General features: G+C 68.5%; 22 protein-coding genes and 1 pseudogene. 6 read left to right on the forward strand and 17 right to left on the reverse strand.

Translation table 11 applies throughout. From position 1 onward, the window contains the following. Positions 1-23: 23 nt before the first annotated feature. From ABZV58_RS32045 to ABZV58_RS32070, 6 genes are all read right to left on the reverse strand, one after another. Positions 24-803, reverse strand: coding sequence for a sirohydrochlorin chelatase (locus ABZV58_RS32045; RefSeq protein ID WP_355003928.1), 780 nt, complete (start codon positions 801-803; stop codon positions 24-26). Beyond that, on the reverse strand, positions 800-2,044 hold the full coding sequence (locus ABZV58_RS32050) for a uroporphyrinogen-III synthase (RefSeq protein ID WP_355003929.1): 1,245 nt from the start codon (positions 2,042-2,044) through the stop codon (positions 800-802). The genes ABZV58_RS32045 and ABZV58_RS32050 overlap by 4 nt, the downstream gene beginning before the upstream one ends. 6 nt (positions 2,045-2,050) lie before the next feature. Beyond that, positions 2,051-2,446, reverse strand: coding sequence for a nitrite reductase small subunit NirD (gene nirD / locus ABZV58_RS32055; RefSeq protein ID WP_253811247.1), 396 nt, complete (start codon positions 2,444-2,446; stop codon positions 2,051-2,053). A 64-nt stretch (positions 2,447-2,510) separates the two neighbouring features. Next, positions 2,511-5,051: a nitrite reductase large subunit NirB gene (nirB, locus tag ABZV58_RS32060; protein WP_355003930.1), complete on the reverse strand. Its 2,541-nt coding sequence runs from the start codon at positions 5,049-5,051 to the stop codon at positions 2,511-2,513. Between the two features lie 28 nt (positions 5,052-5,079). Then, complete coding sequence (locus tag ABZV58_RS32065; RefSeq protein ID WP_355003931.1) at positions 5,080-6,537, reverse strand: nitrate/nitrite transporter; 1,458 nt, start codon at positions 6,535-6,537, stop codon at positions 5,080-5,082. Positions 6,538-6,798: 261 nt separating this feature from the next. Continuing rightward, entirely contained in the window at positions 6,799-7,950 is a 1,152-nt protein-coding gene (locus tag ABZV58_RS32070) for an MFS transporter (protein WP_355003966.1), read from the reverse strand. Positions 7,951-8,123: 173 nt separating this feature from the next. On the opposite strand from ABZV58_RS32070, the gene ABZV58_RS32075 reads away from it, so the two are divergent. The 4 genes from ABZV58_RS32075 to ABZV58_RS32090 all read left to right on the forward strand — a co-directional run bounded on the left by ABZV58_RS32075 (position 8,124) and on the right by ABZV58_RS32090 (position 12,264). Continuing rightward, entirely contained in the window at positions 8,124-8,795 is a 672-nt protein-coding gene (locus tag ABZV58_RS32075) for an FCD domain-containing protein (protein WP_355003932.1), read from the forward strand. 260 nt (positions 8,796-9,055) lie between these two features. Beyond that, positions 9,056-10,534 carry an MFS transporter gene (locus ABZV58_RS32080; RefSeq protein WP_355003933.1) on the forward strand — a complete coding sequence of 493 codons (1,479 nt, stop codon included), beginning with the start codon at positions 9,056-9,058 and terminating at the stop codon, positions 10,532-10,534. 261 nt (positions 10,535-10,795) lie between these two features. After that, complete coding sequence (locus tag ABZV58_RS32085) at positions 10,796-11,329, forward strand: GNAT family N-acetyltransferase (protein ID WP_355003934.1); 534 nt, start codon at positions 10,796-10,798, stop codon at positions 11,327-11,329. Between the two features lie 68 nt (positions 11,330-11,397). Then, positions 11,398-12,264 carry a hypothetical protein gene (locus ABZV58_RS32090; RefSeq protein ID WP_355003935.1) on the forward strand — a complete coding sequence of 289 codons (867 nt, stop codon included), beginning with the start codon at positions 11,398-11,400 and terminating at the stop codon, positions 12,262-12,264. Positions 12,265-12,277: 13 nt separating this feature from the next. Here the strand turns inward: ABZV58_RS32090 and ABZV58_RS32095 are convergent, their stop codons facing one another. The 7 genes and pseudogenes from ABZV58_RS32095 to ABZV58_RS32125 all read right to left on the reverse strand — a co-directional run bounded on the left by ABZV58_RS32095 (position 12,278) and on the right by ABZV58_RS32125 (position 20,888). Continuing rightward, complete coding sequence (locus ABZV58_RS32095; RefSeq protein WP_355003936.1) at positions 12,278-13,228, reverse strand: SCO2521 family protein; 951 nt, start codon at positions 13,226-13,228, stop codon at positions 12,278-12,280. A gap of 157 nt (positions 13,229-13,385) precedes the next feature. Next, positions 13,386-14,399, reverse strand: coding sequence for an SCO2522 family protein (locus tag ABZV58_RS32100; protein ID WP_355003937.1), 1,014 nt, complete (start codon positions 14,397-14,399; stop codon positions 13,386-13,388). A gap of 44 nt (positions 14,400-14,443) precedes the next feature. Next, the gene (locus tag ABZV58_RS32105) at positions 14,444-15,364 is read right to left on the reverse strand and encodes an SCO2523 family variant P-loop protein (RefSeq protein ID WP_355003938.1); all 921 of its coding nucleotides are present in this window, start codon (positions 15,362-15,364) and stop codon (positions 14,444-14,446) included. A gap of 4 nt (positions 15,365-15,368) precedes the next feature. Next, positions 15,369-17,213 (reverse strand): SCO2524 family protein, encoded by a 1,845-nt coding sequence (locus ABZV58_RS32110; protein WP_355003939.1) that lies wholly within the window; start codon positions 17,211-17,213, stop codon positions 15,369-15,371. 298 nt (positions 17,214-17,511) lie between these two features. Next, the gene (locus ABZV58_RS32115) at positions 17,512-18,363 is read right to left on the reverse strand and encodes a TIGR02569 family protein (RefSeq protein WP_355003940.1); all 852 of its coding nucleotides are present in this window, start codon (positions 18,361-18,363) and stop codon (positions 17,512-17,514) included. Between the two features lie 174 nt (positions 18,364-18,537). Next, on the reverse strand, positions 18,538-19,722 hold the full coding sequence (gene moeZ, locus ABZV58_RS32120) for an adenylyltransferase/sulfurtransferase MoeZ (protein ID WP_355003941.1): 1,185 nt from the start codon (positions 19,720-19,722) through the stop codon (positions 18,538-18,540). Positions 19,723-19,819: 97 nt separating this feature from the next. Then, positions 19,820-20,888: pseudogene (locus tag ABZV58_RS32125) on the reverse strand (DUF3152 domain-containing protein). 306 nt (positions 20,889-21,194) lie between these two features. Between ABZV58_RS32125 and ABZV58_RS32130 the strand changes: the two are divergent. Continuing rightward, complete coding sequence (locus ABZV58_RS32130; protein ID WP_355003942.1) at positions 21,195-21,872, forward strand: TetR/AcrR family transcriptional regulator; 678 nt, start codon at positions 21,195-21,197, stop codon at positions 21,870-21,872. A gap of 94 nt (positions 21,873-21,966) precedes the next feature. On the opposite strand, the gene ABZV58_RS32135 is transcribed toward ABZV58_RS32130, so the two are convergent. Further along, positions 21,967-22,194, reverse strand: a complete 228-nt coding sequence (locus ABZV58_RS32135) for a DUF3107 domain-containing protein (protein ID WP_141809126.1) — start codon at positions 22,192-22,194, stop codon at positions 21,967-21,969. Between the two features lie 153 nt (positions 22,195-22,347). Next, on the reverse strand, positions 22,348-22,896 hold the full coding sequence (locus ABZV58_RS32140; protein ID WP_355003943.1) for a YceI family protein: 549 nt from the start codon (positions 22,894-22,896) through the stop codon (positions 22,348-22,350). A gap of 102 nt (positions 22,897-22,998) precedes the next feature. Here ABZV58_RS32140 and ABZV58_RS32145 point away from each other — a divergent pair, with 102 nt between their 5' ends. Continuing rightward, positions 22,999-23,838, forward strand: coding sequence for a helix-turn-helix transcriptional regulator (locus tag ABZV58_RS32145; RefSeq protein ID WP_355003944.1), 840 nt, complete (start codon positions 22,999-23,001; stop codon positions 23,836-23,838). Positions 23,839-23,939: 101 nt separating this feature from the next. Here ABZV58_RS32145 and ABZV58_RS32150 read toward each other — a convergent pair whose 3' ends face one another. Together ABZV58_RS32150 and ABZV58_RS32155 are read right to left on the reverse strand one after the other, a co-directional pair. Beyond that, on the reverse strand, positions 23,940-24,632 hold the full coding sequence (locus tag ABZV58_RS32150) for a ferritin-like fold-containing protein (RefSeq protein WP_355003945.1): 693 nt from the start codon (positions 24,630-24,632) through the stop codon (positions 23,940-23,942). Positions 24,633-24,925: 293 nt separating this feature from the next. Then, positions 24,926-25,972, reverse strand: a complete 1,047-nt coding sequence (locus ABZV58_RS32155; RefSeq protein WP_355003946.1) for an alpha/beta fold hydrolase — start codon at positions 25,970-25,972, stop codon at positions 24,926-24,928. Positions 25,973-26,498 lie beyond the last annotated feature (526 nt).

The raw sequence follows: 26,498 nt of genomic DNA on the forward strand, positions 1-26,498 counted from the left end.
CGAGCCTCGGGGGCGAACGACACTCAGCGCACGCGAGTATCGACCATTTCCCGCACGGCCGCGCGATAACGGTCCGCGATGAGCCGGACGACCGCGGGATGCACGCCGATGGGTTCCGCCACGCCGTCCGCGCCCGCGTCGTGCAGCCGCTGCTGGAACAGCCCGTGCGCCAGCAGATAGGACGCGACGAACACCCGCCGCGCACCGGAGGCACGCAGGTCGGCGACGACTTCCGGAACGCGCGGCGCGCCCGTGGCGACGTAGCCGATGCGCACCGGTGCACCCAGGTGCTCGGCCAGCATCGCGGCCGCGCGCCGAACGTCTTGCCGCGCACGGGCATCCGAGGACCCCGCCGCCGCGAACACGACCGCGTCACCACGCCGCCAGCCCGCCGCGCGCAACCGCACCGCCATGATCCTGGCCAGCGCCGGATCCGGCCCCATGGCCGGGGTGACGGCCACCGCGTCGTGCCCGCTCTCGGCGACCTCGCGCGGCACGTCTTGGTAGACGTGGTAGCCGGAGGCGAGGAACGCCGGAACCAGCACGGCGGGAACAGATTCCGTCGTTCCGGTCAGATCACGCAGCACCTCCGACGGCGACGGGCCGAGCACGTCGACGAAGGCGGTGCGGACCGCGGGCGCGTCGGTACGGTCGCCGCGCCCCGAAATCGCGGCGTCCGTTTCCGAAAGAGCCTGCGCCGCACCGAGTTCACGGGAGACCGCTTCGGCAAGAGCGGCGATCATCTCCACGCCCCTGGTGCTTCGGGTGCCGTGCGCCACCAGCACCAGGGCGGGGGTGCTCACCAGCTCCCCATCGGTTGCGGAGCGTACTTGGGAGCACGCACGGGCGACCCGATACCGGGCACCTGCGGCCGCGCTTGCGGCACCTGGCGCGGATTGTTGTCGGTGCACTCGGCGGCGTCCAAAGCGAGCCGGTAGCCGCGCTTGACCACGGTCTGGATCGCCTTCGGCGTGCCGAGTCCGGCGCGCAGCCTGGCGATCGCGGTCTCCACGGCGTGCGTGTCGTCACCGCCGCCGGGCAGCGCGGAGAGCAGGTCCTCGCGGGAGACCACCCGACCGGGCTGGCGGGCCAGCGAACGCATCAGCGCCATCGGCGCGGGCGCCAGCTGACGCACCTCGCCGTCCACGACGACACACGCGCCGCGCACGCTGATGTTGTGTCCGGCGGCCTGAATCCGGTTGGCGCGCCTGGGCAATTCCTCGGCCACGTGCCTGGCCAGCGCGCCGAGACGCGCGCGCCCCGGCATCGAGGTCGGCACGCCGAGCTCTTCCAGCGGCGCGGCGGTGATCGGACCGACGCAGGCCGCGAGCACCCGACCGCGCAGGGCGTGCAGCACGCCCTCCAGCAGACCGGTTTCCTTGGCGCGCATCAACATCGACGCCACGGCGGGCGCGCTGGTGAAGGTCACGCAGTCCAGGCTCGCGGTGACGATGGCCTCGATCAGCTGGTCCATCGGGCCCTGATCGGCGGGCGGAGTCCAGCGGTACACCGGCACCGGAACGACATCCGCTCCGGCGCAACGCAATACCTCACAGAAGTCCGGGACGGGCTCCCATTCGGTGGTGGCGCCGTGCAGCTGCACCGCGATGCGCACGCCCTCCACGCCCTCGGCCAGCAGGTGATCGAGCACCTCGGCCGACGACTCGGAGGCGGGCGACCACTCCTCCCGCAGTTCCGCGGCGCGGATGGCGCCCTTGGCTTTCGGGCCGCGGGCCAGCATGCGGGTGGCGGCCAGCGTGCTGCGCAGTTCCTCGGCCAGGCCCCAGCCTTCGGCCGCTTCCATCCAGCCGCGGAAACCGATGCCGGTGGTGGCGACGGTGATCTGCGGCGGCTCGGCGACCAAAGTCCTTGTGACACGCTCCAGTTCGGTGTCGTCGGCCAACGGAATGATCCGGATGGCGGGCGCCGTGACGATGGTGGCGCCCCGCCTTTTGAGCAGGGTGGAGAACTCCTCGGCTCGCCGAGCCGCCGTGACGCCGACCGTGAATCCAGCGAGACAGGCGCCCGCTTCAGTTGTCGTCATAGAGGTTCATCCGTCCGAGGAATCGAGCGCGACCGGCTCGTTGGAAACCGAAACGATGCCGTCGTCGACCCGCACCGCGTACACCGGCAGCGCCGCCGATTCATCGTCCAGGCAACGCCCATCGAGCAACGAGAACGCCTGCTTCAGCAGCGGCGAGGCGACGACGGGGACGCCGCCGCGGTCACCGACGATCCCGCGCGACATGACGGCCGCGCGACCGAACGGATCGATATTGCCGACGGCGTACACGCTGCCGTCGGTCAGTCGGAACAGAGCGGCCTGCTGGCCACCCTTCAGCAATACCGCAACGCCGCGGCCTGGGATCAAATAGTCGAGTCGGCACGCTTGCGTCCAACCGGTGGCCGTAGCTGGCGAGATGCTGGGTGTATCGATCACGGTCATCGGGTTCCTCCTCCGAACGCCTTACTCATTGGTACCGGCGTCCTGTTTCCGCACGGTTAAGTCGTTATTTCCCGTGCGTGGCGGCCGGCATTTGTGGCACACCCAACAGCACCGGCACCTTCCGCTCGCCGCTGTCGTCGAACGAGATCGTCGGGTCGGCCTCTTCCGGCGCGTTGACGAACGACACGAAGCGCGAGAGCTTCTCCTCGTCCTCGAGCACCGCGGCCCACTCGTCCTTGTAACCGTCGACGTGCTTGGCCATGGCGGCCTCGAGCTCGTCGGCGATGCCGAGGCTGTCCTCGCAGACGACCGCCTTGAGGTAGTCCATGCCGCCCTCGAGCGCCTCCTGCCACGGCGCGGTGCGCTGCAGCCGGTCGGCGGTGCGGATGTAGAACATCAGGTAGCGGTCGATGTACTTGATCAGCGTCTCGTCGTCGAGCTCACCGGCCAGCAGCACCGCGTGCTTCGGCGTGAGACCGCCGTTGCCGCCGACGTAGAGGTTCCAGCCGTTCTCGGTGGCGATCACGCCGACGTCCTTGCCGCGCGCCTCGGCGCACTCGCGGGCGCAGCCGGACACCGCCAGCTTCAGCTTGTGCGGGGAACGCAGTCCGCGGTAACGCTTTTCGAGCAGGACGGCCATGCCGACCGAGTCCTGCTGACCGTAGCGGCACCAGGTGGAGCCGACGCAGCTCTTGACGGTGCGCAGCGACTTGCCGTACGCGTGACCGGATTCCATGCCCGCGTCCACCAGGCGCTGCCAGATCTGCGGCAGCTGCTCGACGCGCGCGCCGAACAGGTCGATGCGCTGACCACCGGTGACCTTCACGTAGAGGCCGAATTCCTTGGCCACCTCGCCGATGGTGATCAGCTGCTCGGCGGTCACCTCACCGCCGGGCATCCGCGGCACCACCGAGTAGGTGCCGTTCTTCTGCAGGTTGGCCAGGAAGTGGTCGTTGGTGTCCTGCAGCGCGGCCTGCTCGCCGTCGAGAATGTGGTCGCTCGAGGTGGAGGCCAGGATGGAGGCGACGGTCGGCTTGCAGATGTCGCAGCCGGTTCCCTTGCCGTACTTGGCGATCAGGCCCGAGAAGGTGCGGATGCCGGTGACCTGGACGATCTGGAACAGCTCGGCGCGCGACTGGCTGAAGTGCTCGCACAGCGACTTGGAGACCTCGACGCCGGACTGCTCGAGCAGCTTCTTGAGCATCGGCACGCAGCCACCGCAGGAGGTGCCCGCGTTGGTGCAGCTCTTGATGGCGGGCACGTCGCAGGCGCCCTCCGCGATGGCGCCGCAGATCGAGCCCTTGCTGACGTTGTTGCAGGAGCAGATCTGGGCGTCGTCGGGCAGCGCGTCCGCGCCGAGTTCCGCGCCCGCCGGGGAGATCAGCGAGGCGGGATCGGCGGGCAGCGGACGACCGACCAGCGGGCGCAGCGCGGAGTACGCGGACGCGTCGCCGACCAGGATGCCGCCGAGCAGGATCTGCGCGTCGTCGGAGACGACGAGCTTGGCGTAGGTGCCCTTGGCCGCGTCGTGCAGCACGACCGACAGCGCGCCTTCGGTGGTGCCGTGCGCGTCACCGAAGCTGGCCACGTCGACGCCGAGCAGCTTCAGCTTGGTGGACATGTCGGCGCCGGGGAATTCGCCCGCGCCACCGAGCAGCCGGTCCGCCACCACCTCGGCGGTGCTGTAACCGGGGGCGACCAGGCCGTAGCAGACGCCCTCGACCGCGGCGCACTCGCCGATGGCCCAGATGTTCGGGTCCGAGGTCTGTAGTCCCAGGTCGGTGATGATGCCGCCGCGCGGGCCGACCTCGATGCCCGCGTCGCGGGCGATCTGGTCGCGCGGACGGATGCCCGCGGAGAACACCACGAGCGAGGCGTCATCGATGGTCGACTCGTCGGAGAGGGTCAGCTTCAGCTTGCCGTCACCCGCGGCCTCGATCGCCTGGGTGCCGACGCCGGTGTGCACGTTCAGGCCGAGGTCGCTGACCAGGCGCTCCAGGATCGCGCCGCCGCCCGCGTCGACCTGCGCGGGCATCAGCCGGTCGTTGAATTCGATGACGTGCGGGGTCATGCCGAGCAGGCGCAGCGCGTTGGCCGCCTCCAGGCCGAGCAGACCGCCGCCGATCACCACGCCGACCGCGCCGGGACCGGCCGCCTCCGCGGTGGCGCGGATGCCATCCAGGTCCTCGATGGTGCGGTAGACGTAGCACCCGTCCAGGTCGTGGCCGGGCACCGGTGGCACGAAGGCGTAGGACCCGGTGGCCAACACCAGCGCGTCGTAGCCGATGGTGTCGCCCGCGGAGGTGACGACCTTGCGCGCGGCGCGGTCGATGCTCTCGGCGCGCTGGCCGAGGCGCAGCTCGACGAGGGCGTCACCGGCGTACTCGTTGCCGGGCAGCGCGAGCAGGCTCGGGTCCCAGGTGCCGACGTAGGACGAGAGTCCGACGCGGTCGTAGGCGGGCAGCTGCTCCTCGCTGAGGATGACGATCTGCCACTGGTCGGCTTCGTCACGCGAGCGCAGTGCCTCGACGAAACGGTGCCCGACCATGCCGTGGCCGACGACCACCGCGGTCTTGCGCTGGGCGGGATCGACTGTGGGGTTCATGGTGACCTCCCTGGGGATGGTTCGGGCGTCAGGCGCGAGCCGACGAGTTGGACTTGGTTGCGGCGGCCTCGGCCTCGAGGACCAGCGCCTCGGCCTCGTGCACGACATCGCTGTCGACGGCCATGGTGGGACGGCGGAGGAAGACCAACCAGGTCACCGCGGCGCAGGCGACGTAGAAGGCCAGGAACACCCAGAAGGCGGTGGTGGCCGAGTTGGTCGAGGCGTAGGAGGAGCGCAGCACCAGGTTGATGCCGACGCCGCCGAGCGCACCGATGGCGCCGACGACGCCGATGAGCGCGCCGGAGGTGTTCTGCGACCAGGCGGCCTGCTCGGCGGGACTCGCGTCCAGGCTCTTGGACTTGGCGTCGAACACCGACGGGATGATCTTGGTGACCGCGCCGTTGCCGAAGCCGGAGAGCACGAACAGGGCGATGAAGCCGATGACCATCACGGTCATCACGGCGCCGCTGGCGACGCCGCCGTTGCCGTCGGCCACGGTGCTGGCGATCCCGACCACGAGGGTGGCGGCCATCATCGCGCCGAAGACGACCAAGGTGACCCGGCTTCCGCCGATCCGGTCGGCCCACTTGCCGCCGTACGGGCGGGCCAGCGAACCGAGCAGCGGGCCGATGAACGCGATCGACGCGGCGTGCACGGCGGCCTGTGCTGCGGTGTCGCCGCCGGCCTTGAAACTGATCTGCAAGATCTGGGCGAAGGCGAAGCTGTAGCCGATGAACGAACCGAAGGTGCCGATGTAGAGGAAGGCGATGGCCCAGGACTGCGGCACCTTCAGCGCCGTCACCATGTAGGACAGGTCGGCCTTCTGGTTCTTCAGGTTGTCCATGTAGAGCGCGGCGCCGACAGCGGTCAGCGCGACGAGCACCAGGTAGATGGCGCAGATCAGGGCGCCGTAGCCGTCGCCGAGGGTCGCGAGGACCAGCAGGCCGAGCAGCTGGATGACCGGAACGCCGATGTTGCCGCCCGCGGCGTTCAGACCGAGGGCCCAGCCCTTGAGTCGCTGCGGGTAGAAGGCGTTGATGTTGGTCATCGAGGAGGCGAAGTTGCCGCCGCCGAAGCCCGCGAACGCGGCCACGATCAGGAAGGTGGTGTAGGAGGTGCCCGGCTGGTTGACGAAGTACAGCGTCAGCAGCGTCGGGATGACCAGCAGGAACGCGCTGAAGATGGTCCAGTTGCGTCCGCCGAACCGGGCGGTGGCCACGGTGTATGGAATGCGCAGCAAGCCGCCGACCAGCGTCGGCACCGCGGCCAAGAAGAACTTGCCCGCCGGATCGATGCCGAACTTGTCGGCGGGCATGAACAGCACCATCACCGACCAGATCGACCAGACCGAGAACCCGACGTGCTCGGCGAAGACCGACCAGATCAGGTTGCGCTTGGCGATGTCTTTGCCGCCCGCCTCCCAGGCCGCGACGTCCTCGGCATCCCAGTGCTCGATGTTGTGGTTACGCGTCAGCGTGCTCAACAAGGGCCTCCCAAAATCGGTTGGCCCCCACGGTAGGAAACAGGTATTGCCGAAATGATGCGGGAAATGACCGCCAAATCAACGGTTGCTCACGATTCCCCGGATTCCGGGGTGAGTTTCAACGTTATGTTTCACCCGTGTGACACAAGCGTTTCCACGGGTGACAAACAGCCGATCTCGCGCACAGCGGCCGGTGAGGTGTGACGCGCACAGCATGCGCCGCGCCGCACCGCGCCGCAACCCGAACGGCGCGATCGGTTCCGATCAGTTCCAGGTGTCCTCGAGCATGCGCGGCTTGCACGCCTGCCACGCACCGGCGAGCAACACCAGCACCGCGACGCTCAGCATCGCGAACGGCGCGAGCCAGCCGCCCGTGGCGGTGTGCAGCATGCCGAACAGCAACGGGCCCGCGCACGCCACCGCGTAACCGACGCCCTGGGTGAAGCCGGACAGCGCCGCCGAACCGCGCGGGGTCTTGGTGCGCAGATTGATCAGGGTCAGCGCCATCGGGAAGGTGCTCGGGCCGAGTCCGAGGATCACCACCCACAGCACGGGCGCGCTCATCGGCGCGATCAGCAAGCCAGCGAAGGCGATGAAGAACAAGGCCGCGCAGCCGACGACCACGGGGAACGGATTGCGGAAGCGTGCGACGATCGTCGGCGCCGAGAGCGCGGCCACCAGACCGACCAGGGCGAACAGTCCGACCATGGTGCCGCCGAACGCCGCGCTCGCGCCCGCTTCGCTCAAGATCTTGGGCAGCCAGGCGAAGATCGCGTAGGTGGTCAGCGAGGTCATGCCGAACATGCCCGCCATGCCCCAGGCGACCGGCGAACGCCAGACCCGGCCCGTGGACTCGGCGCCTTCGGCGGGCAAACCCGTGGTGTCGGCCATGTCGCGACCGCGCCGATCGCGCAGCACCTTCAGCCATGGCAGCGCGGCGGCGAAGCCGAGCAGCGCCCACAGACCGATCGAGATCCGCCAGCCGTGCGCCTCGGCGACCGGCACGGCGATCATCGCGGGCACCACGGTGCCGAGCTGCACCATGGTGATGTAGAGCGAGCTGATGACCGCCAGCCGGTCCGGGAAGTACCGCTTGACCAACGGCGGGATCACCACGTTGCCGATGCCCATGCCGCCGAGCGCGAGCGCGGAGAAGATCAGCAGTTCGGCGGTGGCGTGCGTCGTGGCCCGGATCAGCATGCCGAGACCGGCCATCAGCATCGCGGTGAGCGCGGTCCGCTCCAGCCCGAGGCGGCGCACCAGGATCGGGGTGAGCAGGCCCGAGAGGGCGAACATCGCGGTCGGGATCATGCCGAAGACGCCGACGACCGCGGTCGAGTAGCCGATATCCGCGCCGATCCGCTCGGCGAGCGGGCTGAACGCGGTGACGGCGACGCGTAGGACCAGTGCGGACATCACGATCGCGGTGAGTACCAGCAGTCGACCCTCGACGAGCGCGCGCTTGCGCTGCTGGAGGGCGGCGGAATCCTGGCGGGTCGCGGTGTCCGGAAGGGTCGCTGTCACCGAGAAATCATAGGATGACCCCATGATCGTCGGCAACAATTTGTGACGGGCGGTACTCTGTTTCGGTGCAACCCGTCCGGCGCACCAGCCTCATCGCCCAGGTAACCGAACAGCTGCGTGCCGAAATCCGTTCCGGCCGTTGGGCTATCGGCTCCCGCATCCCGACCGAACCGGAGCTCACCGAGCTCACCGGCACCGGCCGAAACACCGTGCGCGAGGCCGTCCAGGCGCTCGTGCACGCGGGCATGCTGGAACGGCGCCAGGGCTCGGGCACCTATGTGATCGCCGCCTCGGAAGTCGGCGGCACCCTCGGCAAGTACTTCGCCGACGCCGAGGAACGCGATGTCCTCGAGCTACGCCTCGCGCTGGACACCACCGCAGCCGCGCTCGCCGCGCGCCGCCGCGACGACGCCGACATCGCGAACCTGCACAGGTTGCTGGAAGAACGCAGCCACCACTGGGACGCGGACACCCACAGCGCGATCGCCGCCGATGTGGCGCTGCACCGGGCCATCGTGGTCGCCAGCCACAACGCGGTGTATCTCGAGTTCTACGACTCGCTGCTGCCCACCATCGAACAGGTGATCCGCTCGCGGACTTCGAAATCCGACGATTCCTACGACGCCGAGCACAATGAACTGGTGCAGGCCGTCGTCGACGGCGACGCCGATCGCGCCGCGCAGGCCGCGCGTTGCTTCCTCGGTTCGCTCATCGCGGAATACCCGGACGCCCGATAGTTCCGACCGGTCCCGTGGCCAGATCGCCAGGTAACCAACTGGTCACCGAGGGCGCTTCCCCCATGTGAGTCGGATTTGCCGGGAACGTCACCGAAGGCCACGGGCCCGCAACAACCGGCTTCTACCTTTGTCTCGACCGTACAAAGGCAACTCGACGGCCCCTCCCCCGACTTGGATGGGCGTCCCGAGACGAATCAACGTCGCAACGGCGCGACGATTGCCGCGATGAGGGTCGGTCGAGCCTAATCGAGAGGAAGCCGATGACTGCCACAGTTGCTGCCACCGGCCAGCAGTCGGAATCGTTCACCCACCAGAAGCGTGGACGCTGGCTGGACCACTGGGAACCGGACAACGCGAAATTCTGGGAGTCGGGCGGAAAGCTCACCGCGCGAAAGAACCTGATCTTCTCCGTATTCGCGGAGAACCTCGGCTTCAGCGTGTGGGTCATCTGGGGCACCGTGGTCACCAGCATGGGCGCCGCGGGCTTCGACTTCCTGGCCGGACTCGGCAAGGGCAACCCCACCGCGGTGAGCAACGCCCTGCTGCTCACCTCCACCCCGACGCTCGTCGGTGCGGCACTGCGCATTCCGTACACCTTCGCCATACCGAAATTCGGCGGGCGCGCGTTCACCGCGTTCAGCGCGGCGATGCTGCTGATCCCGACACTCGGTCTTGCCTACTTCGTGAACCAGCCGGGCACGCCCATGTGGGTGTTCATGGTCCTCGCGGCGCTGGCCGGCTTCGGCGGCGGCAACTTCTCCTCGTCCATGGCCAATATCTCGTTCTTCTTCCCGGAAGGGAAAAAGGGCGCGGCCCTCGGCATCAACGCGGCGGGCGGCAATCTCGGCGTCGCGCAGACCCAGCTGATACTGCCGCTGCTGATCACCTTCGGTACCCACCTGATGGCCAAGGATCCGGCGGGCTATCGCTTCGGCATCACGCTCTCGGTGCTGGTCTGGGTGCCGTTCATCCTGATCGCCACCTTCGGCGCGCTGCGCTACATGGACAGCATCGGCACCGCCAAGTCCGACGGCAAGTCCTACAAGCTCGCGCTCACCAACCGGCACACCTGGGTGATGTCGTTCCTGTACATCGGCACGTTCGGTTCCTTCATCGGGTTCTCCTTCGCCTTCCCCACGCTGATCAAGGCCAACTTCCCGGATCTGGCCAAGATCGGCTGGATCACCACGCTCGGCAACCTGGCCTTCCTCGGCGCGCTGGTCGGCTCGTTCAGCCGCCCGTTCGGCGGCTGGGTCTCCGACAAGGTCGGCGGCGCGAAGATCACCGTGTACGTCTTCGGCGGCATGGCCGTCGCGGTCGCCGCGATCATGGCGGGGCTGGAGCTGAAGAGCTTCCCGCTCTATCTGGTCGCCTTCCTCGCGTTGTTCGTCCTCGCCGGTATCGGCAACGGCTCCACCTACCGCATGATCCCGTCCATCTTCAACGCGGAGGCCAAGAAGTACGCCTCCGAGCACGGCATGGACATCGCCGAAGCCGCAGCGTCGGCCAAGCGTCAGGCGGGCGCGGCGATCGGTGTCATCGGCGCGATCGGCGCCTCCGGCGGCTACCTGCTGCAGCAGGCACTTCGCCTGTCCAACATCAACTTCGGCAGCATGGCGCCCGCCTTCTGGGCCTACGCGGCGACGTTCATCGTGATGGCGGGGGTCACCTGGTTCTTCTACCTGCGTTCCTCGTTCGCCATCGGCCGCGTCCCCTCGCTGGCCTACGCGAAGGTGTAAACCCGCACCGCCTTCCGGCGTTCGGACCGAACCCCGAACGCCGGTAGGGGCCAGGCGGTTCCGATTCCCCTCCGTGACCGCCACGCCCCCGTTCGACCCGAATGCCGCTGGGAAGAGTGTCCTCCCAGCGGCATTCGGCGTCTGTGGGTCACCGTCGAGCAACCTCGCCCGAATGGTCAGCCCCGCCGATTCCGAACCTCGCAGCGGCACACGCCTTTACGCTGGAGTTCAGACTCACGCAGGGGAGACAGAGGTGAGCCGTTGGATATCGGGGCAAGGCCGGGGGCTGTCTACCGGGCCGCGACAGTGCACGACCTCACGGACATCGCCGCGCTCGAGCTGGAACAGTTCGCGGACCACGCCTACCCGTACACCGCACTGCGACAACTGTTCGATTTGCACGGATCGCACTGGGTGGTGGCCGAACTCGACGACCGCGTCTGCGGATACGCACTGGTCGGCCTGGGTTCACGCAGCCGAGGCTGGGTGATGGGGCTGGCCGTCGCCACGCAGTATCGGGGACGCCGGATCGGCCGGGGACTGCTGGAACGAGCGGTGCACAGCTGCCGCACCGCCGCGGCGGATTCGGTCTATATCACCGTGCGCCCGAGCGATCAACTCGCCACGAACCTGTACAAGACCGCCGGTTTCGAGGTGACCGGTCACGAGGACCAGTATTTCGGCCCCGGCGAGCCGCGCGACGTGCTGCGCTATCGGCTCACCCCGAAGCCCACCGCCGGCCGGGTACCCGAGCCGGCCGACCCGCACTGGCTCAAACAGCGGCCCGGCCGATAGCCGAATCACATTGCTATGGTGGATGTCACGTCGAGACGACGCGGACGATGCCGGGGGGCACCACACACATGACCGAATACCTGGGACAGTCCCAGCTGCCGCACGCGGTGCTGTCGATGACCACCTTGATCGACCGACACGCCGACCGGTACGCCACCGACATCCTGAAGTACCTGAACCAGGATCACGACGATCCGGCGCGAACGCCGGAGAAGCTGATGCTCAGGGCGTTTCACAACCACGTCGAGAATCTCGTCCTCGACTACGATTCGGCGCCCATCGCGCCGGGCGGAGACACCCTGATCTTCCGGCACATCTACGAGGCGGCCGAACTGCCGATCGGCCACCGCGGGCAACCCGGCTGGACGCCGCTGACGATCCTGACCGCGCTGCTGGCGGCCGAGGTGGAGTTCCGCGGACCGCGGCGCCTGAGCCGCACCCAGAACATGCGGCTGGCCGAGATCTACGAACAGCTCGGGCAGCGCCTCACCGACGCCGACCTGCCGTCGCACGCCGCGCTGGCGTTCAAGCGCGCCACCGCGTTGCACGCGTTGGAGGAGGATTTCGGCAAACAAGACCGCTGCCGTCTCGCGCTGGCCAGGGCCCGGCGGCGCGCGACCTATCCGGTGTGGAAGCGCATCCCGGGCGTGATCTCGGATCTGTTGTGCGGGTACGGCTTTCGCCCTTTCCAGCTGCTCGGCTGGATCGCGCTACAGTTGCTCGCCTTCACCGCGGTGCTGTGGCTGACCGACCGCGAGCCGATCTCGACGACCTTCCACCTGTGCCTGGTCAACTACCTCAATCCGGTCGGGATCGGCGATCTCACCGACATCGGGCGGGCGGGCCGGGTGCTACTGATCGTCGAGTCCTACACCGGAATCGTATTCACGTCCGTGTTCTTCGCGCTGCTCGTGCGGCGCTGGTTCCGGCTGTGAACCAGACAGGGCCTCAGTCCTGCGGCATTGTTCTGCTGTGCCGCAACGCGTCCAGGGCCGCGACGAGCACTCGGTCGCGCACCTGGTCGACCAGCCCCCGCCGCCCCGCCGTCAAGCCGGGCGCCTCCTCCAGCTCGTCCCACAGTGCGCGCAAGCCGGGCGGGGTATGCGCGCGCGGCATCCAGACGTGGGCCAGGTGCCGCAGCACGGGCACCAACACCGCGACCGACTCCGTACTCCCCGGCGGGAAGAGGTCGGACTGGTCGATCGCCGCGGACGTGGCCGTCAACAGCCAGTCGTGCACCGCGAGATCCTCACAGAAGCGCTGAACGTCGTCCAGCTCCGGTGCGCTGCCGACGGTCACCAGGACCGCGCGCACACGGTCGTCTTGGAGCCGAAATCGCACGGACGGCGGATTCTTCCGGTCGACCCGCGCCGACCAGCGCAGCCGGGTGGCCTCCGACGGCAACGGGACCCGCTGATCGAGCCGGCCGTCCATCCGGATCCGGCCGAGCAGCCGATTCGCGATCGACGTCAGATCCAGCGTGCTGTCGGAGGCCGACCCCGGCACCAGAAAGCCTTCGGCCAGGCCGGTTCCGGTGTCCTTCGCGATCTTGGTGACCGTTTCGAGCACGCCTGCCCGGCTCAGGTAGTGCGACCAGGTCTGGCGTTGCCCGTTCGCGCCCGCCTCCACCCTGGTCATCGACGAACTCTGCAGCACGCGGCCGCCGAACACGAGCGAGCGCGTCGCGACCGTCCCGATGGCTCGCACGCTCGGCCGCGTCGGCACCTTCAGCTGGCAGTCGACGCCTTCGACCGTCGGCGGCGAGATGGCCAGTGAGATCGGGCGCTCCCGCCAGAAGATCGTGCTGTCGGGCATCAGCTGACCGAGCAGATCGATCGTCTCGTCGCGGCGCAACGCGGTACCGGTCGGCAGCAGACAGGTCTCGACTTCCCCCAACACGACGGGCAGTTCGGGCGGCGGCGTCCGCGGTTGCGCCCGCGCACCGCGCGCGACCAGTCGCGCCGGGCGCCCCCGGCCACGCGCGGGGGCCGACGAGCGGTTCGCTCGAACCCCGCGCCGCGCGGGCGCACCGTCGGAACTCGTCGGCTCGGTCAACTCAGACCCCGTCCAGCAGTACGTGACCGATGCGATCGGTCACCTTGCGCGGCAGGATGATTCCCTCTTCCCGGCCCCGGCTCACGATCTGGTCGACCACGTCGTCGTCGAGTTGGATGTGGTCGAGGATCAGTTGTACGGCGGCTTCGATTTTCAGATAGCGCTTCGGCAGCAGCGAGATCGACCGATACGCCGCGAACGGCTTGGCCTTCGGCTGAAGCTGGAGCACCGCGGGCATGTCCCACCAGTTCTCCGGCCACTCGTCCCCCGGTCCCCACGGCTGCGGTTCCACGACCGGCGCCCCCTGCATGCGCAGCATTCCCAAGCGCAGCAGCTGCCAGATCGAGGCGAGATAGGGGCACGACCATTTGGTGTGGCCGTCGGCGCGCCCGTTCACTTTCGTTCGCCTGCTCCACATCTCCACGTCGAGGAAGATCGAATGCTCGCGCCGCCCGAGCTCTTCCGGCGGCGTGTAGGACTCCTCGTGCATCGCCTGGCCGGAATCGCCTTCGTTCGCGCGCTTTCCGTTGCACAGCCAGCCGGATTCCAGCGTCGGCGGTCGTCGCCCGTTGGTGCCCTCGTACGGCTCCGGAACGATGCGGCTGCGCACCATGTCGGCGAGCGGAATGCGCGTCACGCTCACCCCCTCGGGACCCGCGACCGGGACCTCGAAGCAGCCGGCTTCCCTGGCCAGATAGTCGATACGCAAACCGCATTCGTCGGCGATGCCGAGCAGCTTGCGCAGAATCTCTCCGGGATTGGTATCCGAGCGGAAATAGTCATCGATGAGAAAACAGGTGCTGACCCTGGCGCGCGGACCGTACTCGGCCTTCGCGATCTCGGTATAGGCGCCGACCAGCGGAACGATACGGCGAAATTGGGTGCGAATACGATCCTCACCGTTGGTGAGATCGTTCATGTAGAAATGCCCCACCTCGATGGACATATGGGACAGCGGCACCCTGGCGAGCCGAGCGCTCTCGGTCGCCTCGCTGTAGCCTGTGGCGTTTTCCACCGTGTTCAACGGCCCTTTCCGGGTTGGCATTCATGCGGGTCAGGTCAGAACCGAATCCAGGTCGCCTCGTCGATCAAGCGCTTGGCGAGCAGGTCGAACGCGACGACGGTAGGCCTGTTCGCGATTTCCTTCTTCACGTCGATATCCAGGATCAGCTGCTCGCGGTATTGCAGAACCGGTTCGACCGGGGTCTCGCCGAGCAGCAAACTCGCTCCGACCTCCTTGGTCGACGCCAAATGCTTCAACATCGCGTCCTGCTGGTGCAGCCAGGCAGCCTGCGGCCCGGAACCGCCCGTGGCCATGTTCAATTGTGGCACCGCGGTCCGCACGTATCTCAGGTTGTCCAACAATGTCTCTCGGTCGTGTCCGACGCGGGCACCGCATTCCAGCAGACCGTGCTCGCCGTGCACCAGACCATTGGCGGCGAGAATGTGCTGCCGGGTCCACCGATGGAAGACGAGCCAGCGAACGGTTCGCGTCGCCAATTGCGGCAGCGCGGTCGCCTTCAGCGCGATGTCCATCGCGACCGAACGTCCCGAGCTGAGGTCGACGAGACAGACGTCGAACGCCTGGTCCAGCTCGAGCAGCAGACGCGCGCAGCGCTCGACGACGTCGTCGTTCGCCTTCTTGTCGAACTCGCCGCCACCGAGATCGCCGGGCAGCAGGACGAGTTTGCCGGTGCGACCGGGCAGCTTGCGCAGATCGGTCCGATCGGTGTTGTCCCGCACGTCGACTCGGCTCGCGACATCGATCTTGCCGAGCAGATACGAATGCAGTCCGGAGCCGCTCGGGATGCCGCGCTCCATGCCGCCGATCTCGAAAAGCGCTCCCGCGGTGGGCGATCCGAAATCGAAGTCGAGATAGGCGACGTTCTTGCCCATCTTCGAGCACAGTCGGTAGCCGAGGTTGCAGCTGGTCACCGACCGGCCGGTGCCCCCTTTGTCGGAGGTCGCGAAGACGATCATGCGATCAGGGACTCCTTGTCGCGTCGTTGCGCGCGGCGGCGAGTTTGTAGAGTTCGCGCAGCGCGTCGAGCGTGTGCACCAGCGTCGTCGCGGCGTCCTCCCGGATCTGTTGCCGTGCTTCGTCGATGTTGCGCTCGACCTCCTCCAACGTCTCGCGGTTGGACGAGGCGTCGAGGACGCTGGCGCCGAGCAATTCCTGATCGAAGCGGTGCTCGGCGGTGTTCAACATGACTCGCGCCACCGCCTGCAACTCGGGCCAATTGGGCGGCGACTGCCGATAGGTCTGCTCCGCGGCCACCATGCATTCGATGATGCGTTCGGTCATGTACCACGACGGTTCGGACACCGGCGCGGCGCCGTTGCCGCCGAAAATCCTTGTGGGGTCGTCCCACAACCCGACGGCGCCGACCCGCAGCATGCGCCGGTGCAAATGGTCCATCGCCGCCTTGGACAGTTCCATCAGCTTGTCCCGCGCCGCGACGTTGTTGGACAGGCGCGCAGCCTGCAACATGCGCTTGAGCAGCACGGCGGCGAAGTCCGATACTTCCCACTGCAGGATCGCTCCGTTGTCCACCTGCTCGCTGCCGCGCAGGCGAAGACGGACACCGGGATTGTGCAGCGCGATGGCGGGATCGCCGACAGTCGGCCTGCGGATGATCCTGCCGCGCCCGGCCAGCTCGTCGAAAATGGCCACGGCCCTTGTCAAGTCGTCGTCGGTGGCGGTGCGGGCGACCAGGTCCTGGATCAGCACCGCGGACACGGTGAGACTGAAGTAGTCGGACTGCTCGTTGTCCGACGTCCGCCACGGAATGTCTTCCAGCGGCCAGGATCCCGTGCCGAAGCGAGCGACGGTGGACCAATAACGCTGGGTGAGTTCCCATCGCGTGCGCAGCGCCTGCGCCAGCCGGTGCTGCTGTTCGTTGAGCAGACCGAGCTCGCCGGTTCTCGGGGCGACGAGGTCGTTGATGCCGTCCAGGGCGACGATGGTGAAGTACAGGTAGGGCCGAGGATCGGCGATGCCGGGCTGATCGCCGATCCGCGCTTCGACGAAGTCGACTTCGGTGGCGTTGCGCACCACGCCCCAGCTCCAGCCGCACTCGAACAGCAGGTTCTCGTCCTCGAGCGCCTTGACCGATTCTTCCTGCCCGAGCACGACATCGCTGCGCAGCCGGGCCCGCACGCGCGCGAGCGCACGGCGTACGCCCTCGACGAGTCCGGCGTCCTCACCGGGCCCACTCTGATCGAGCATGCTCAGGATCGCTTGGCCCTCAGGCGATTTCTGCCGCACGGTGTTGACGACGAAGCTGCGCACCAGACCGGTCATGGCCGCCGTCAGCCGGACACTGAGCTGATCGGAGAGCAGCTTGATCCGCGCCTTCAGATCCTCCGATCGCGTCCGCTCGGAATAGGCGCGCAGGAAGCGCAGCCCGGCCATACACACGGTCAGCGACATGGAATAGGCGTCGACCACTTCGATCCGGTACTGCTCCGGCGTCGGCTCGCCGTCCGCCGCACGCAGATAGCTGCCCGCGGCGAAGTCGGGCTCGCCGGAATCCTTGGTGTTCTTCTCGACGTACTGTTCGAGCAGCCACAGCACGAAACCACGGATCTGCGTGGAGTCACCGATCGGCGCGAGCGCGGCGAGCACGTCGTCGGCCATGCTGTCCGGATTGTCCAGCGCGAACGTGTCGATCTCCGTCGCCGGATAGAGCAGGCACAGCAGCTGCTCGGAGTCGCTGATGGAATTGGAAGCCACTTGGCCGTCCCACTTCCAGGAACTACCGTCCCAGCAGGTGGCGACGAGCGCCTTCCACACATTCAGGATCTGTTGTCTCGGTTGAATTCTCACCTGCCGAAGTCCTCACCCCTCGTCGCCGATCGCACGGATTCCCGGAATCCGAAGGAGCCCGGCGGCGATCTCGCGCACAACATGATACGGGCGCCGATTGGACATCGCGCCGCGAATCCTTTTTGTTTACAAAGGTTTAGAGCTACCGGGCGAGCCCATCGCACGCGCGGGCAACCGGGTCTGGCCATGAGCCGAACGAAACCGGATCGAACGCCGCGACACGAGTCGACCCATGTGCGCGGCGCAGAGAGCTTAACGCACCGAAGAGGCGCTATCAGAGCGAACCGCTATCGGAAAATCACAGCATCAGCCGGACCATATCGGCGGTCCGCGCCAGCCCGGGAAAGGCTTCGGGGGTAGAGCGGGGGTGCAGCGCGTGCACAGCGAGGCGGAACATGACGGCGCGCAAGAGCATTTGGGGCCACTCCGGCAGATCGGACCAGCGGTCGAGCAGGCCTTCGTCGGCTCCGCCCCAAGAAAGCGCGTCGATGACGATGACGCCCGCGGCCCAGGCGGCGGGGCGCCAGTACGGGGTGATGTCGGTGAGGCCAGGGCCGTTCGCGCCCGCGAAGAGGATGGTGCCGAACAAGTCGCCGTGCACCAGCTGGGCCGGGGTCCGCACCGGCTTGCGCAGCGTGGCGAGTTGGCCGATGAGTTCCATGCTGCGCTGCCCGTCGGGCGAGGTGGTCGGGACCGCGCCGCCCGCGCGCAGGCTGCGCAGCGGCACCGCCTCCCACGCCGCGCGATCGGCGGCCACGAAGACGTCCACGTCGACCCACGGCGTGGCCGGCGGCTGCACGAGGAAGCGCGGGCGCTCCAACCTCGTGGTCGCCTGGTGTAGCCGCAGGGAAATCGAGACGACCTCGTCGTGGCGCGGCTCGGGGCAACCGTCCAGGTAGGTGTCGGCGCGCCAGCCGGAGACCACGTAGCGACCGTCGGTGGCGCGCACCGGACGGGCCACGCGTAGCCCGTCGACCTTCAGCGTCTCGCGGATCTTGGCCGACCACGCCGCCCGCGCGTGATCGGCGACCGGGCTGAGCACCACGTCGCCGCAGCGCCAACCGCCGTCCCAGTCGCCGAGCGGGACCGGAGTCACTTCGCGCAGACCGAACGTGGCGCGCACGTGCTCGGGGGGTTCCACAGAAGTCACGGCCGTACGGTACCGCCGGTGCGGGGCCGGATTCGGACGCCGCGCCGTCCGGTCACGCGCTCGGCTATCGCGCGGATCATGGTCCTGTACGGCGCGGATCCGGCGTAGTCCGGGCGTGCGCGTCCGCCGGGCGAACCCGCGCCACGGCGGGCGCGGGGCCGAACCCGTCGTCGCTCAGTAGACCGGCAGGCTGGTGTCGACCTGGTTGGCCCAGGCGACGATGCCGCCCTGCACGTGCGTGGCGTCGGAGAAGCCCGCGTTCTTGAGCACCGCGAGCGCCTCGGCGGAACGGATGCCGGTCTTGCAGTGCAGCACGATCGGGCGGTTCTGCGGCAGCTCGGACAGCGCCTCACCGGAGAGGATGCGGTCCTTGGGGATGAGCCGCGCGCCCTCGATGTGCACGATGTCCCATTCGACGGGCTCGCGCACGTCGATGAGCTCGATCTCCTTGCCCGCGTCCAGCAGCTCCTTCAGCTCGCGCGCGGTGATGGTCGACCCGGCCGCGGCGGCCTGGCCTTCCTCGGACACCACACCGCAGAACGCCTCGTAGTCGATCAGTTCGGTGATCGGCTGACGTTCCGGGTCGCGGCGCAGCTTGATGGTCCGGTAGCTCATGTCCAGTGCGTCGTAGACCATCAGACGGCCGAGCAGCGGGTCGCCGATGCCGGTGATCAGCTTGATCGCCTCGGTCACCATGATCGAGCCGATGGACGCGCAGAGCACGCCGAGCACGCCGCCCTCGGCGCAGGACGGGACCATGCCGGGCGGCGGAGCCTCCGGGTAGAGGTCGCGGTAGTTCAGGCCGCGACCGTCCGGGGCGTCCTCCCAGAAGACCGAGACCTGGCCTTCGAAGCGGTAGATCGAACCCCACACGTACGGCTTGCCCGCCAGCACCGCGGCGTCGTTCACCAGGTAGCGGGTCGCGAAGTTGTCGGTGCCGTCGAGGATCAGGTCGTAGTCGCGGAACAGCTCGACCGCGTTCTCGGGCTCCAGGCGCAGCTTGTGCAGGCGCACGTCGATGCCGGAGTTGATCTCCAGAATGGAGTCGCGCGCGCTGTCGGCCTTCGGCCGGCCGATGTCGGACTCGCCGTGGATGATCTGGCGCTGCAGGTTCGAGGAGTCGACCTCGTCGAACTCCACGATGCCGAGCGTGCCGACACCCGCCGCGGCCAGGTAGAGCAGGGCGGGCGAGCCGAGTCCGCCCGCGCCGATCACCAGCACCTTGGCGTTTTTCAGACGCTTCTGCCCGTCCACACCGACGTCGGGAATGATCAGGTGACGGCTGTAGCGGGCGATTTCGTCCTTGCTCAGTTCCGCGGCCGGCTCGACCAGCGGCGGCAGGGACTTCGGTGATGACACGTCCAGGACTCCTCGAATCGAATTGGCCGATCGCACGATGTGCAACGCGGGCGATCGAACCGTTCTTCCCCAGTATCGTCGCGTACCGCGTCCGCGATCAGCCGCGCGGGTACGGCCAGGGGTTGAAGCGACAGCGTTTGCCGTCCATCGGGACCACGCCGTCGGGATCGAGCGCGGCGATGTCGTTGTTCTCGGTGCCGAAGGTCTGCTGCATCATGATCGGCGCGAGTCCGCCGTCGGTCTCGCACGGCTGGTGCTGGTGGTAGCCGATGGCGTGACCGACCTCGTGGTTGATCTGGTACTGACGGTAGGAGCCGATGTCGCCTTCGAAGGCGAGCGCGCCGCGCACCCAGCGCACCTCGGAGAGCACCACCCGGTCCAGGCCCGCGTTGAAGCACGAGGAATCGATGGGAATGTCGAAACCGCAAGCTGTGCGGGTGGTTTGGCGCGAGGTCAGCGAGATGCGGAAATCCGGTTTGCCCTGATCGACGCGGCGGAAGGCGAACCGCTTGTCCTGGGCCCAGCTCTTCGGATTGGCCAGCGTGCTGTCGATCATCTTGGCCACCGACTCGTCGCCGCCGAAGCCGGAGGTATCGACGCCGTTCTCGACCTCGACGGTGTAGCTGAAGTGGTACTCCGTACCCGCGCCGATCTCGGCGGTGACGCCGGGGACGACCCGCCAGGTACCCGCGCCGTTCTCGGTGAAGGGACCGCCTTCGGGCAGCGCGCCCGCGGGCAGATCGGCGGGGAACTGTCCGTCGCCGGGCGGTGCGCCGATGACGCCGGTGTTCGTGGCGCGCGGGCTGAGCCGACCGAAACTCGGCTCGACGATCGACCCGGCGCCGCCCCCGCCGCCGCGCACCGCGTCGGCGACCACGAGCACGGTGACCACGAACAGCACGGGGAGGGCGTACGCGCGCCAACCGTAGGTGGACACGAAACGGCCGAGCGCGCTCTGTTTCTTGGCGTTGCGATCGGGCCGCGGGCCGCGGGAGCGATTCGGATCCGGCGCCGTGGGATCCCAGCGCGCCCGAAGCGGCTGATGGGAGCGGTCGGCGGCCGGGTAGAGACCGAGAGGGTCGTAGATCTCGACGCCGTTGGCGTCGCGTGCCGTCGGGGGTGTGGGCGCGGGTGCCGCGTCGTCGCCGTCGGGTTTCCGCGGCCACGGGTCGGTGCGAGCCCCGCGCTCGGGTCTGGATCGGCCGGGCCGATCTGGGGTCCCGGACCGCGGTACAGCGCCCGATCGGGCAGCCGCACCCGAACGAGTTTCGGGACCGGACCTTGCCACGAGTTCTGAGCCTACGGAACCGGACGACTGAGAGCCAATGGGGACCGAACTCCACTGTGCGCCACATCTCACCCGCGGGACGAGATCGACAACCCCGATCGGCATGTGAGCTACAACCGGGTATCGTTCATTGGATACCCGGTGCACAACCCCTTTTGCCGGGGACTCGACTGGGAGAGCCGAAATGACTGACCTCGTGGACCGGATGACGTCCCGCAGAATGTCGTCCGAGGCCATGGTGCCGACCAAGCGCGGTACCCGGTTGCCGCGCGACGAACGGCGGCAGCAGCTACTCCAGGCGGCGAGCGAGGTGTTCGTGCTCCGCGGGTATCACGCGGCGGGCATGGACGAGATCTCGCAGGTCGCGGGCGTCAGCAAGCCGGTGCTGTACCAGCACTTCACCAGCAAGCTGGAGCTGTACCTCGCGGTGCTGCAGAACTACGTCGACATGCTGGTGTCGAGCGTGCGCCAGGCGCTGCGCTCCACCACCGACAACCGCCAGCGCGTGCGGGCCGCCGTGCAGGCCTACTTCGACTTCGTCGACAACGAGATGCAGGGCTTCCGGCTCGTCTTCGAATCCGACCTGACCAGCGAGCCGCAGGTGCAGCGCCGGGTGGAGCAGGCCACCGAGGCGTGCGTGGACGCGGTCTTCGACCTGGTCGCGCACGACTCCGGCCTCGATCCCTATCGGGCGCGCATCCTCGCCGTCGGCCTGGTAGGCACGAGTCAGTTCACCGCGCGCTACTGGCTGGAGGCGGACCGTCCGATCCCCAAGGACGAGGCCGTCGACACCACGGTCGCGCTGGCCTGGGGCGGTCTGTCGCACGTCCCGTTGCACCCGATCGACCCCACTCGCCTCTGATTCGCGCCGCGGTTGCGCGGCGCCCCCCGAACGCGAACGAGCCCTTGGGTTCTCGGTAATCAACCGGAACCCGAGGGCTCGTTGCTTTGGGTCGTCAGACCGCGGCGAAACCGACCCGGCCGCTGGCGGCGGTGCCGATCTCCACGTAGGCGACCTTCGAAGCCTGGATCAGGAACTTGCGGCCCTTCTCGTCGGTGAGCGCCACGACGCCGCCGGTGCCGCTCAGCGCCTCGGACACCATCGCCTCGACCTCTTCCGGGGTCTGCCCGCTGTTGATCACGAGTTCGCGCGGGCTATCCGAAATACCGATCTTGACCTCCACGGCCAACCTCCGAACCTAGAGTCCTGTGCGGCGGTCGGACGTCGCGTCCGCCCGAGCGCTCTTGCTGTCCGGTCCAAGGCTAGTGCAGGGCAACGGCCGCGCGGCACCGCACTGCCTACGCTGATCGCGAACAGCGGTCCGACCCAGCGCTGGTCACTGGGGTTCGATCAGCTCGATATCCAGCTCGATCTTCACCGCGTCGCTGAGCATGCCGGGCATGGGGCCGCCGACGCCGAAATCGGTGCGCTTGATGGTGCCGGTGGCCGAGAATCCGGCGTGCCGGTCGCCGGTCGGGCCGAAGTCCTGGACGCCGCCCCATTCGACCTCGAGGGTGACAGGCTTGGTGATCGCGCCGAGGGTGGCTTCGCCCTCGACGGTGAAGGTCTCGGCGATCGCCACCGGCCGCGGGGCGCGGAAGGTGAGCGTCGGGCGGTTGGCCACGTCGAGGAAGTCGGCGTTGCGGACGTGGGCGTCGCGGTCGGCGTTGCCGGTGTCGAAGGAATCGAGGTAGATGGTCGCGCCGAGGGTGGCCGCGCCGGTCTCGTCCACGACGAACTCGGTGTCGAAGCGGGTGAACCCGCCGCGCACCTTGGAGATGCCGAGATGGCGGATGGTGAACGCGACCGAGGAGTGGGCGGTGTCCAGCGCCCAGGATCCGGGCTTCAGCTGCTGGGTGGCGGTGGTTGCGGAAGTGTTCGTCATGCCATCGACCTTGTCCGGACCGCGGTCCGGCAACCAGACCGCCGTTATCCTGGACCCCTCAGGGCGAGGCTGAACGTCCGCGGACCGGGCACGATGGAACACATGGCACGTAACGGTTTCGCCGAATTCCTCGTCGCTCGCCGCGGTGAGCTCCGGCCCGCCGACGTCGGAATGCCCGAGGGCGGCCGACGCCGCACGCCGGGGCTGCGCCGCGAGGAGGTCGCGGTGCGTGCGGGAGTCAGCGCCGACTACCTGGCCCGGCTGGAGCAAGGTCGCGACACCAATCCGTCGGTGGCGGTGGTCGACGCGCTCGCCGACGCGCTGTTGCTGGAGGGCGCGCAGCGCCACCACTTCGGGTTGCTCGCGATGGCCTCCGGCAACGAGTCCCGTTGTCCGGGGAGCGAATCCCCGCGCGAACAGCTCGGTGAGACGATCACGGCGGTGCTCGACGCGCTCCAGCCGACGCCCGCCTTCGTCGTCGGCAGGCGGCTGAACGTGCTCGGCTGGAACACCGCGTGGGCCGACTTCGCGGCGCCACTCGGTCTGCTGGACGAGCACGGCGAAGCGAACCTGGCCTGGTACGTCTTCACCGACCCGCGCGCCAGGCGAACGCTGCGCGATTGGCCCGCCGCCGCCGACACCTTCGCGGACGCGGTGCTGCGCGCGAAGGTGCGCTGGCCCGGCGACGGGGAACTGCTCGCAATGATCGACGCGCTACAAGGCGAGCCCGAGTTCCGCGTCAGGTGGAAGCCGCACCGGGTCAGCGGCGGGCCGGTGTCGAGCGTGCTGAAGTTCGAGCACCCGGTGCACGGCGCGGTCGACGTCCCGTTCGAGACGATGGAGACCGACCGCGACCAGAGCGTCGTCGTCTGGCTGCTCGACCAGGCCGCGGCCCGTGCGACGGGGCTGCGGCTGGTGCACAACCGAGCCGCGAACGAGTAGACGCGGGCCGTTACCGCTGCGACCGCGTGGGCTGTCGACGAGCCGCCGTGCGCGGACCGACAACTAGGTCCTTTGCGGCGAACGTCCGCGCTACGCAGGGCCTAGATGCCGAGGACCGCCATGCGTTCGGCGTGGCTGGTCTGCATGCGCTCGAACAGCGCGGCGATGCCGTTGAGATCGCCGGTGGCGGTGAGCACCAGGTCGGTGAGCTCGTCGCGCTGCGCCATGACGTACTGCGCCTGGGTGATCGCCTCGCCGAGCAGCCGCCTGCCCCAGAGCGTGAGCCGGTCGCGCTCGGAGCGGCTGGTCGACACCGCGCGGCGCACCTCTTCGACCACGAACTCGGAGTGGCTCGTCTCGGCGAGCACGTCGTGGACCACGGTGGCGACCTCCGGCGCGAGCGCGCCCGCGATCTCGCCGTAGAAGTCCGCCGCGATGCCGTCGCCGACGTAGAACTTCACCATCGACTCGAGCCAGGTCGAGGGATCGGTGGAGGCGTGGTAGGCGTCGAGGGCGCGGACGAACGGCGCCATCGCGTCGAACACCTCGACGCCGCGGTCGGCGAGCGCCGCCTCGAGCGTCTTGAAGTGGTCCATCTCGGCGGCCGCCATCTTCGCGACGGCCACCTTGCCGCGCAGGGTCGGCGACAGCTTGGCCTCCTCGGCCAGCCGGTAGAACGCGGAGATCTCACCGTAGGCGAGCACGGCGAACAGGTCGGTCACGCCGGAGTGGTCCGCGGCGATGGGCGAGGTTGCCGGATCGAACGAAACGCCAAGCGCTGACTGTGCTCCCATGAGCCCTAGCGTAGCGGCGTCCCGGCGCGAGTGTTCGTCTCCCCGAACATTCACAGGTCGGTGTCGCGAGACCGCGGCGCAGCGTCCGCCGCACCTTCGCTCGGCCGCTGATCGAATCGGTGTCACGGGCCGGTCGGGCGTCCGCCCCACATTTGCTCGCCCCTGATCAGCTCGGTGTCGCGCGGCCGGGTCGAACACTCACCTCGTCTCCACTCGGCCCCTGATCAGGTCGGCAGGGCTGCGCCGTGGCGTCCGCCGGACCTTGGCTCGCGCCTGACCGGCTCAGGCTGCGGTCAACCCAGTTCGGTGAGGAACTTGTCGAGGTAGGCCCATGTGGTGTCGCGGGCTGTCTCGCCGGTGAGGATGCCGAGGTGACTGCCGGGGGCGGTCTCGTAGCGGACGTCCGCGGCGCCGGTCAGCGTGCGGGTGCCCGCCTCGACGGCAGCGGCCGGGGTGATGACGTCGCTCGGCCCGCCGACCAGCAGCACGGGGGCGGTCACGTCGGGGAGCGCGATGCGCCGCTCGCCGAGCCGCACGACGCCGCGGCCGATGTCGTTGTTCAGGATCAAGCGGCCCCACAGCTGGCCGTAGAAGCGGCCGGGGTAGCCCGGCATCGCCGCCATGAACCGGTCGATGGACTCCATCTTGGCCAGCGTCTCGGTGCGCGCGATGTTGCTCGCCACGAACCACGGCCTGGTGAGCTCGCGGTCCCACGCGGTGACCCGGTAGGCGGCGCGGGTCAGCCCGGCCGGGATGCCGCCCACCGCCCTGACCGCGGTCGAGGTGGCGATGCCGCCGGTGAGCTTCGCGACCGCGCGCAGCTGCGGGATGCCGGTCATCTTGTCGTAGTCCAGCGGCGAGCCGACGGCGGTGATCGAGCGGATCGGCAGGTGCGCGTGCGCGGCGGCGGTGAGCAACGCCAGCGTTCCGCCGATCGACCAGCCGACCAGATCGACCGGCTTGCCGCCGACATCCGCGGAGGTGCGCAGGATCGCCTCCGGCAGGATGTCGTCGAGCCAGTCCTCGAAGCCCATCCTGCGGTCGGCGAAGGTGATGTCGCCGTAGTCGACGACGTAGGTGGCCCGGCCGCTGTCGCGCAGGAAGCGCGCCAGACTCTGGCCGGGGCGCAGGTCGAAGCAGGTGGCCGGGGCCGCGAGCGGTGGCACGAGGAGCACTGCGGAAGCGCCGTCGGTCGCGCCGCCCTCGTAGCGGCGCAGCTGCCGGTGCGGCTCGTCGCACAGCACCGTCGACGGCGCGGGGTCCGGCGCCTCGACACCCGAGCCGAAGGTCAGCGCCCAGGCGTTGCGGGCGGCGGTGGTGACGGTCTCTGCGATGCTCACCACAAGAATGTCTCACATGCCAGTACCGCCGGTAACAGGCAAGTCCGGTTTGCGAGGTTCGCGGCGGCGCCGAGACCGGTGCCGCGGACCGGCGCGACCCGCCGGACGCGGCGCACGCGAATAGCACTGGACGGCCGCTTTTTCGGCGCCGGGCGGATTCCGGCTCGGTGATGAATTGTCAAGTCGCGCAGCGTCGGTCGGCGACGATCGAGTCGGAAACCGGAGTTTTGCCCTGGAATAACGGCGGCGGCAATTCGAGCCGCGCACAATATCACGCTACAATCACTGCGGACAACGGAAACTTTCGTTACCCATGCGTCCGCCACGAGGTGTGGCGCCAGGGCTTCCGTCGTCCAGGAAAATGTGCGCGCACCAGATCCGCATCCGACTGCGCTGCGCCGATGTTCCCAGGTAGTTGCCGTCATCGGACGGCACCCGACGACATCCGGCTGCGGCGCGCATTACCGGCGGATACGTGGTCGTCGTGGACCGACCGGTCCGCCCCACGCCTCGGGCGCGCGTGACG

Origin of the sequence: Nocardia sp. NPDC004654, from assembly GCF_040609595.1 — a bacterium.
In the GTDB taxonomy this organism is placed as follows: Bacteria; Actinomycetota; Actinomycetes; order Mycobacteriales; family Mycobacteriaceae; genus Nocardia.

Coding starts and splice junctions, on each gene's coding strand:
- ABZV58_RS32050 (WP_355003929.1), bottom strand. CDS start 2,044: ATGACGACAACTGAAGCGGGCGCCTGTCTCGCTGGATTCACGGTCGGC.
- nirD (WP_253811247.1), bottom strand. CDS start 2,446: ATGACCGTGATCGATACACCCAGCATCTCGCCAGCTACGGCCACCGGT.
- nirB (WP_355003930.1), bottom strand. CDS start 5,051: ATGAACCCCACAGTCGATCCCGCCCAGCGCAAGACCGCGGTGGTCGTC.
- ABZV58_RS32070 (WP_355003966.1), bottom strand. CDS start 7,950: ATGTCCGCACTGGTCCTACGCGTCGCCGTCACCGCGTTCAGCCCGCTC.
- ABZV58_RS32080 (WP_355003933.1), top strand. CDS start 9,056: ATGACTGCCACAGTTGCTGCCACCGGCCAGCAGTCGGAATCGTTCACC.
- ABZV58_RS32090 (WP_355003935.1), top strand. CDS start 11,398: ATGACCGAATACCTGGGACAGTCCCAGCTGCCGCACGCGGTGCTGTCG.
- ABZV58_RS32105 (WP_355003938.1), bottom strand. CDS start 15,364: ATGATCGTCTTCGCGACCTCCGACAAAGGGGGCACCGGCCGGTCGGTG.
- ABZV58_RS32130 (WP_355003942.1), top strand. CDS start 21,195: ATGACTGACCTCGTGGACCGGATGACGTCCCGCAGAATGTCGTCCGAG.
- ABZV58_RS32140 (WP_355003943.1), bottom strand. CDS start 22,896: ATGACGAACACTTCCGCAACCACCGCCACCCAGCAGCTGAAGCCCGGA.
- ABZV58_RS32145 (WP_355003944.1), top strand. CDS start 22,999: ATGGCACGTAACGGTTTCGCCGAATTCCTCGTCGCTCGCCGCGGTGAG.
- ABZV58_RS32150 (WP_355003945.1), bottom strand. CDS start 24,632: ATGGGAGCACAGTCAGCGCTTGGCGTTTCGTTCGATCCGGCAACCTCG.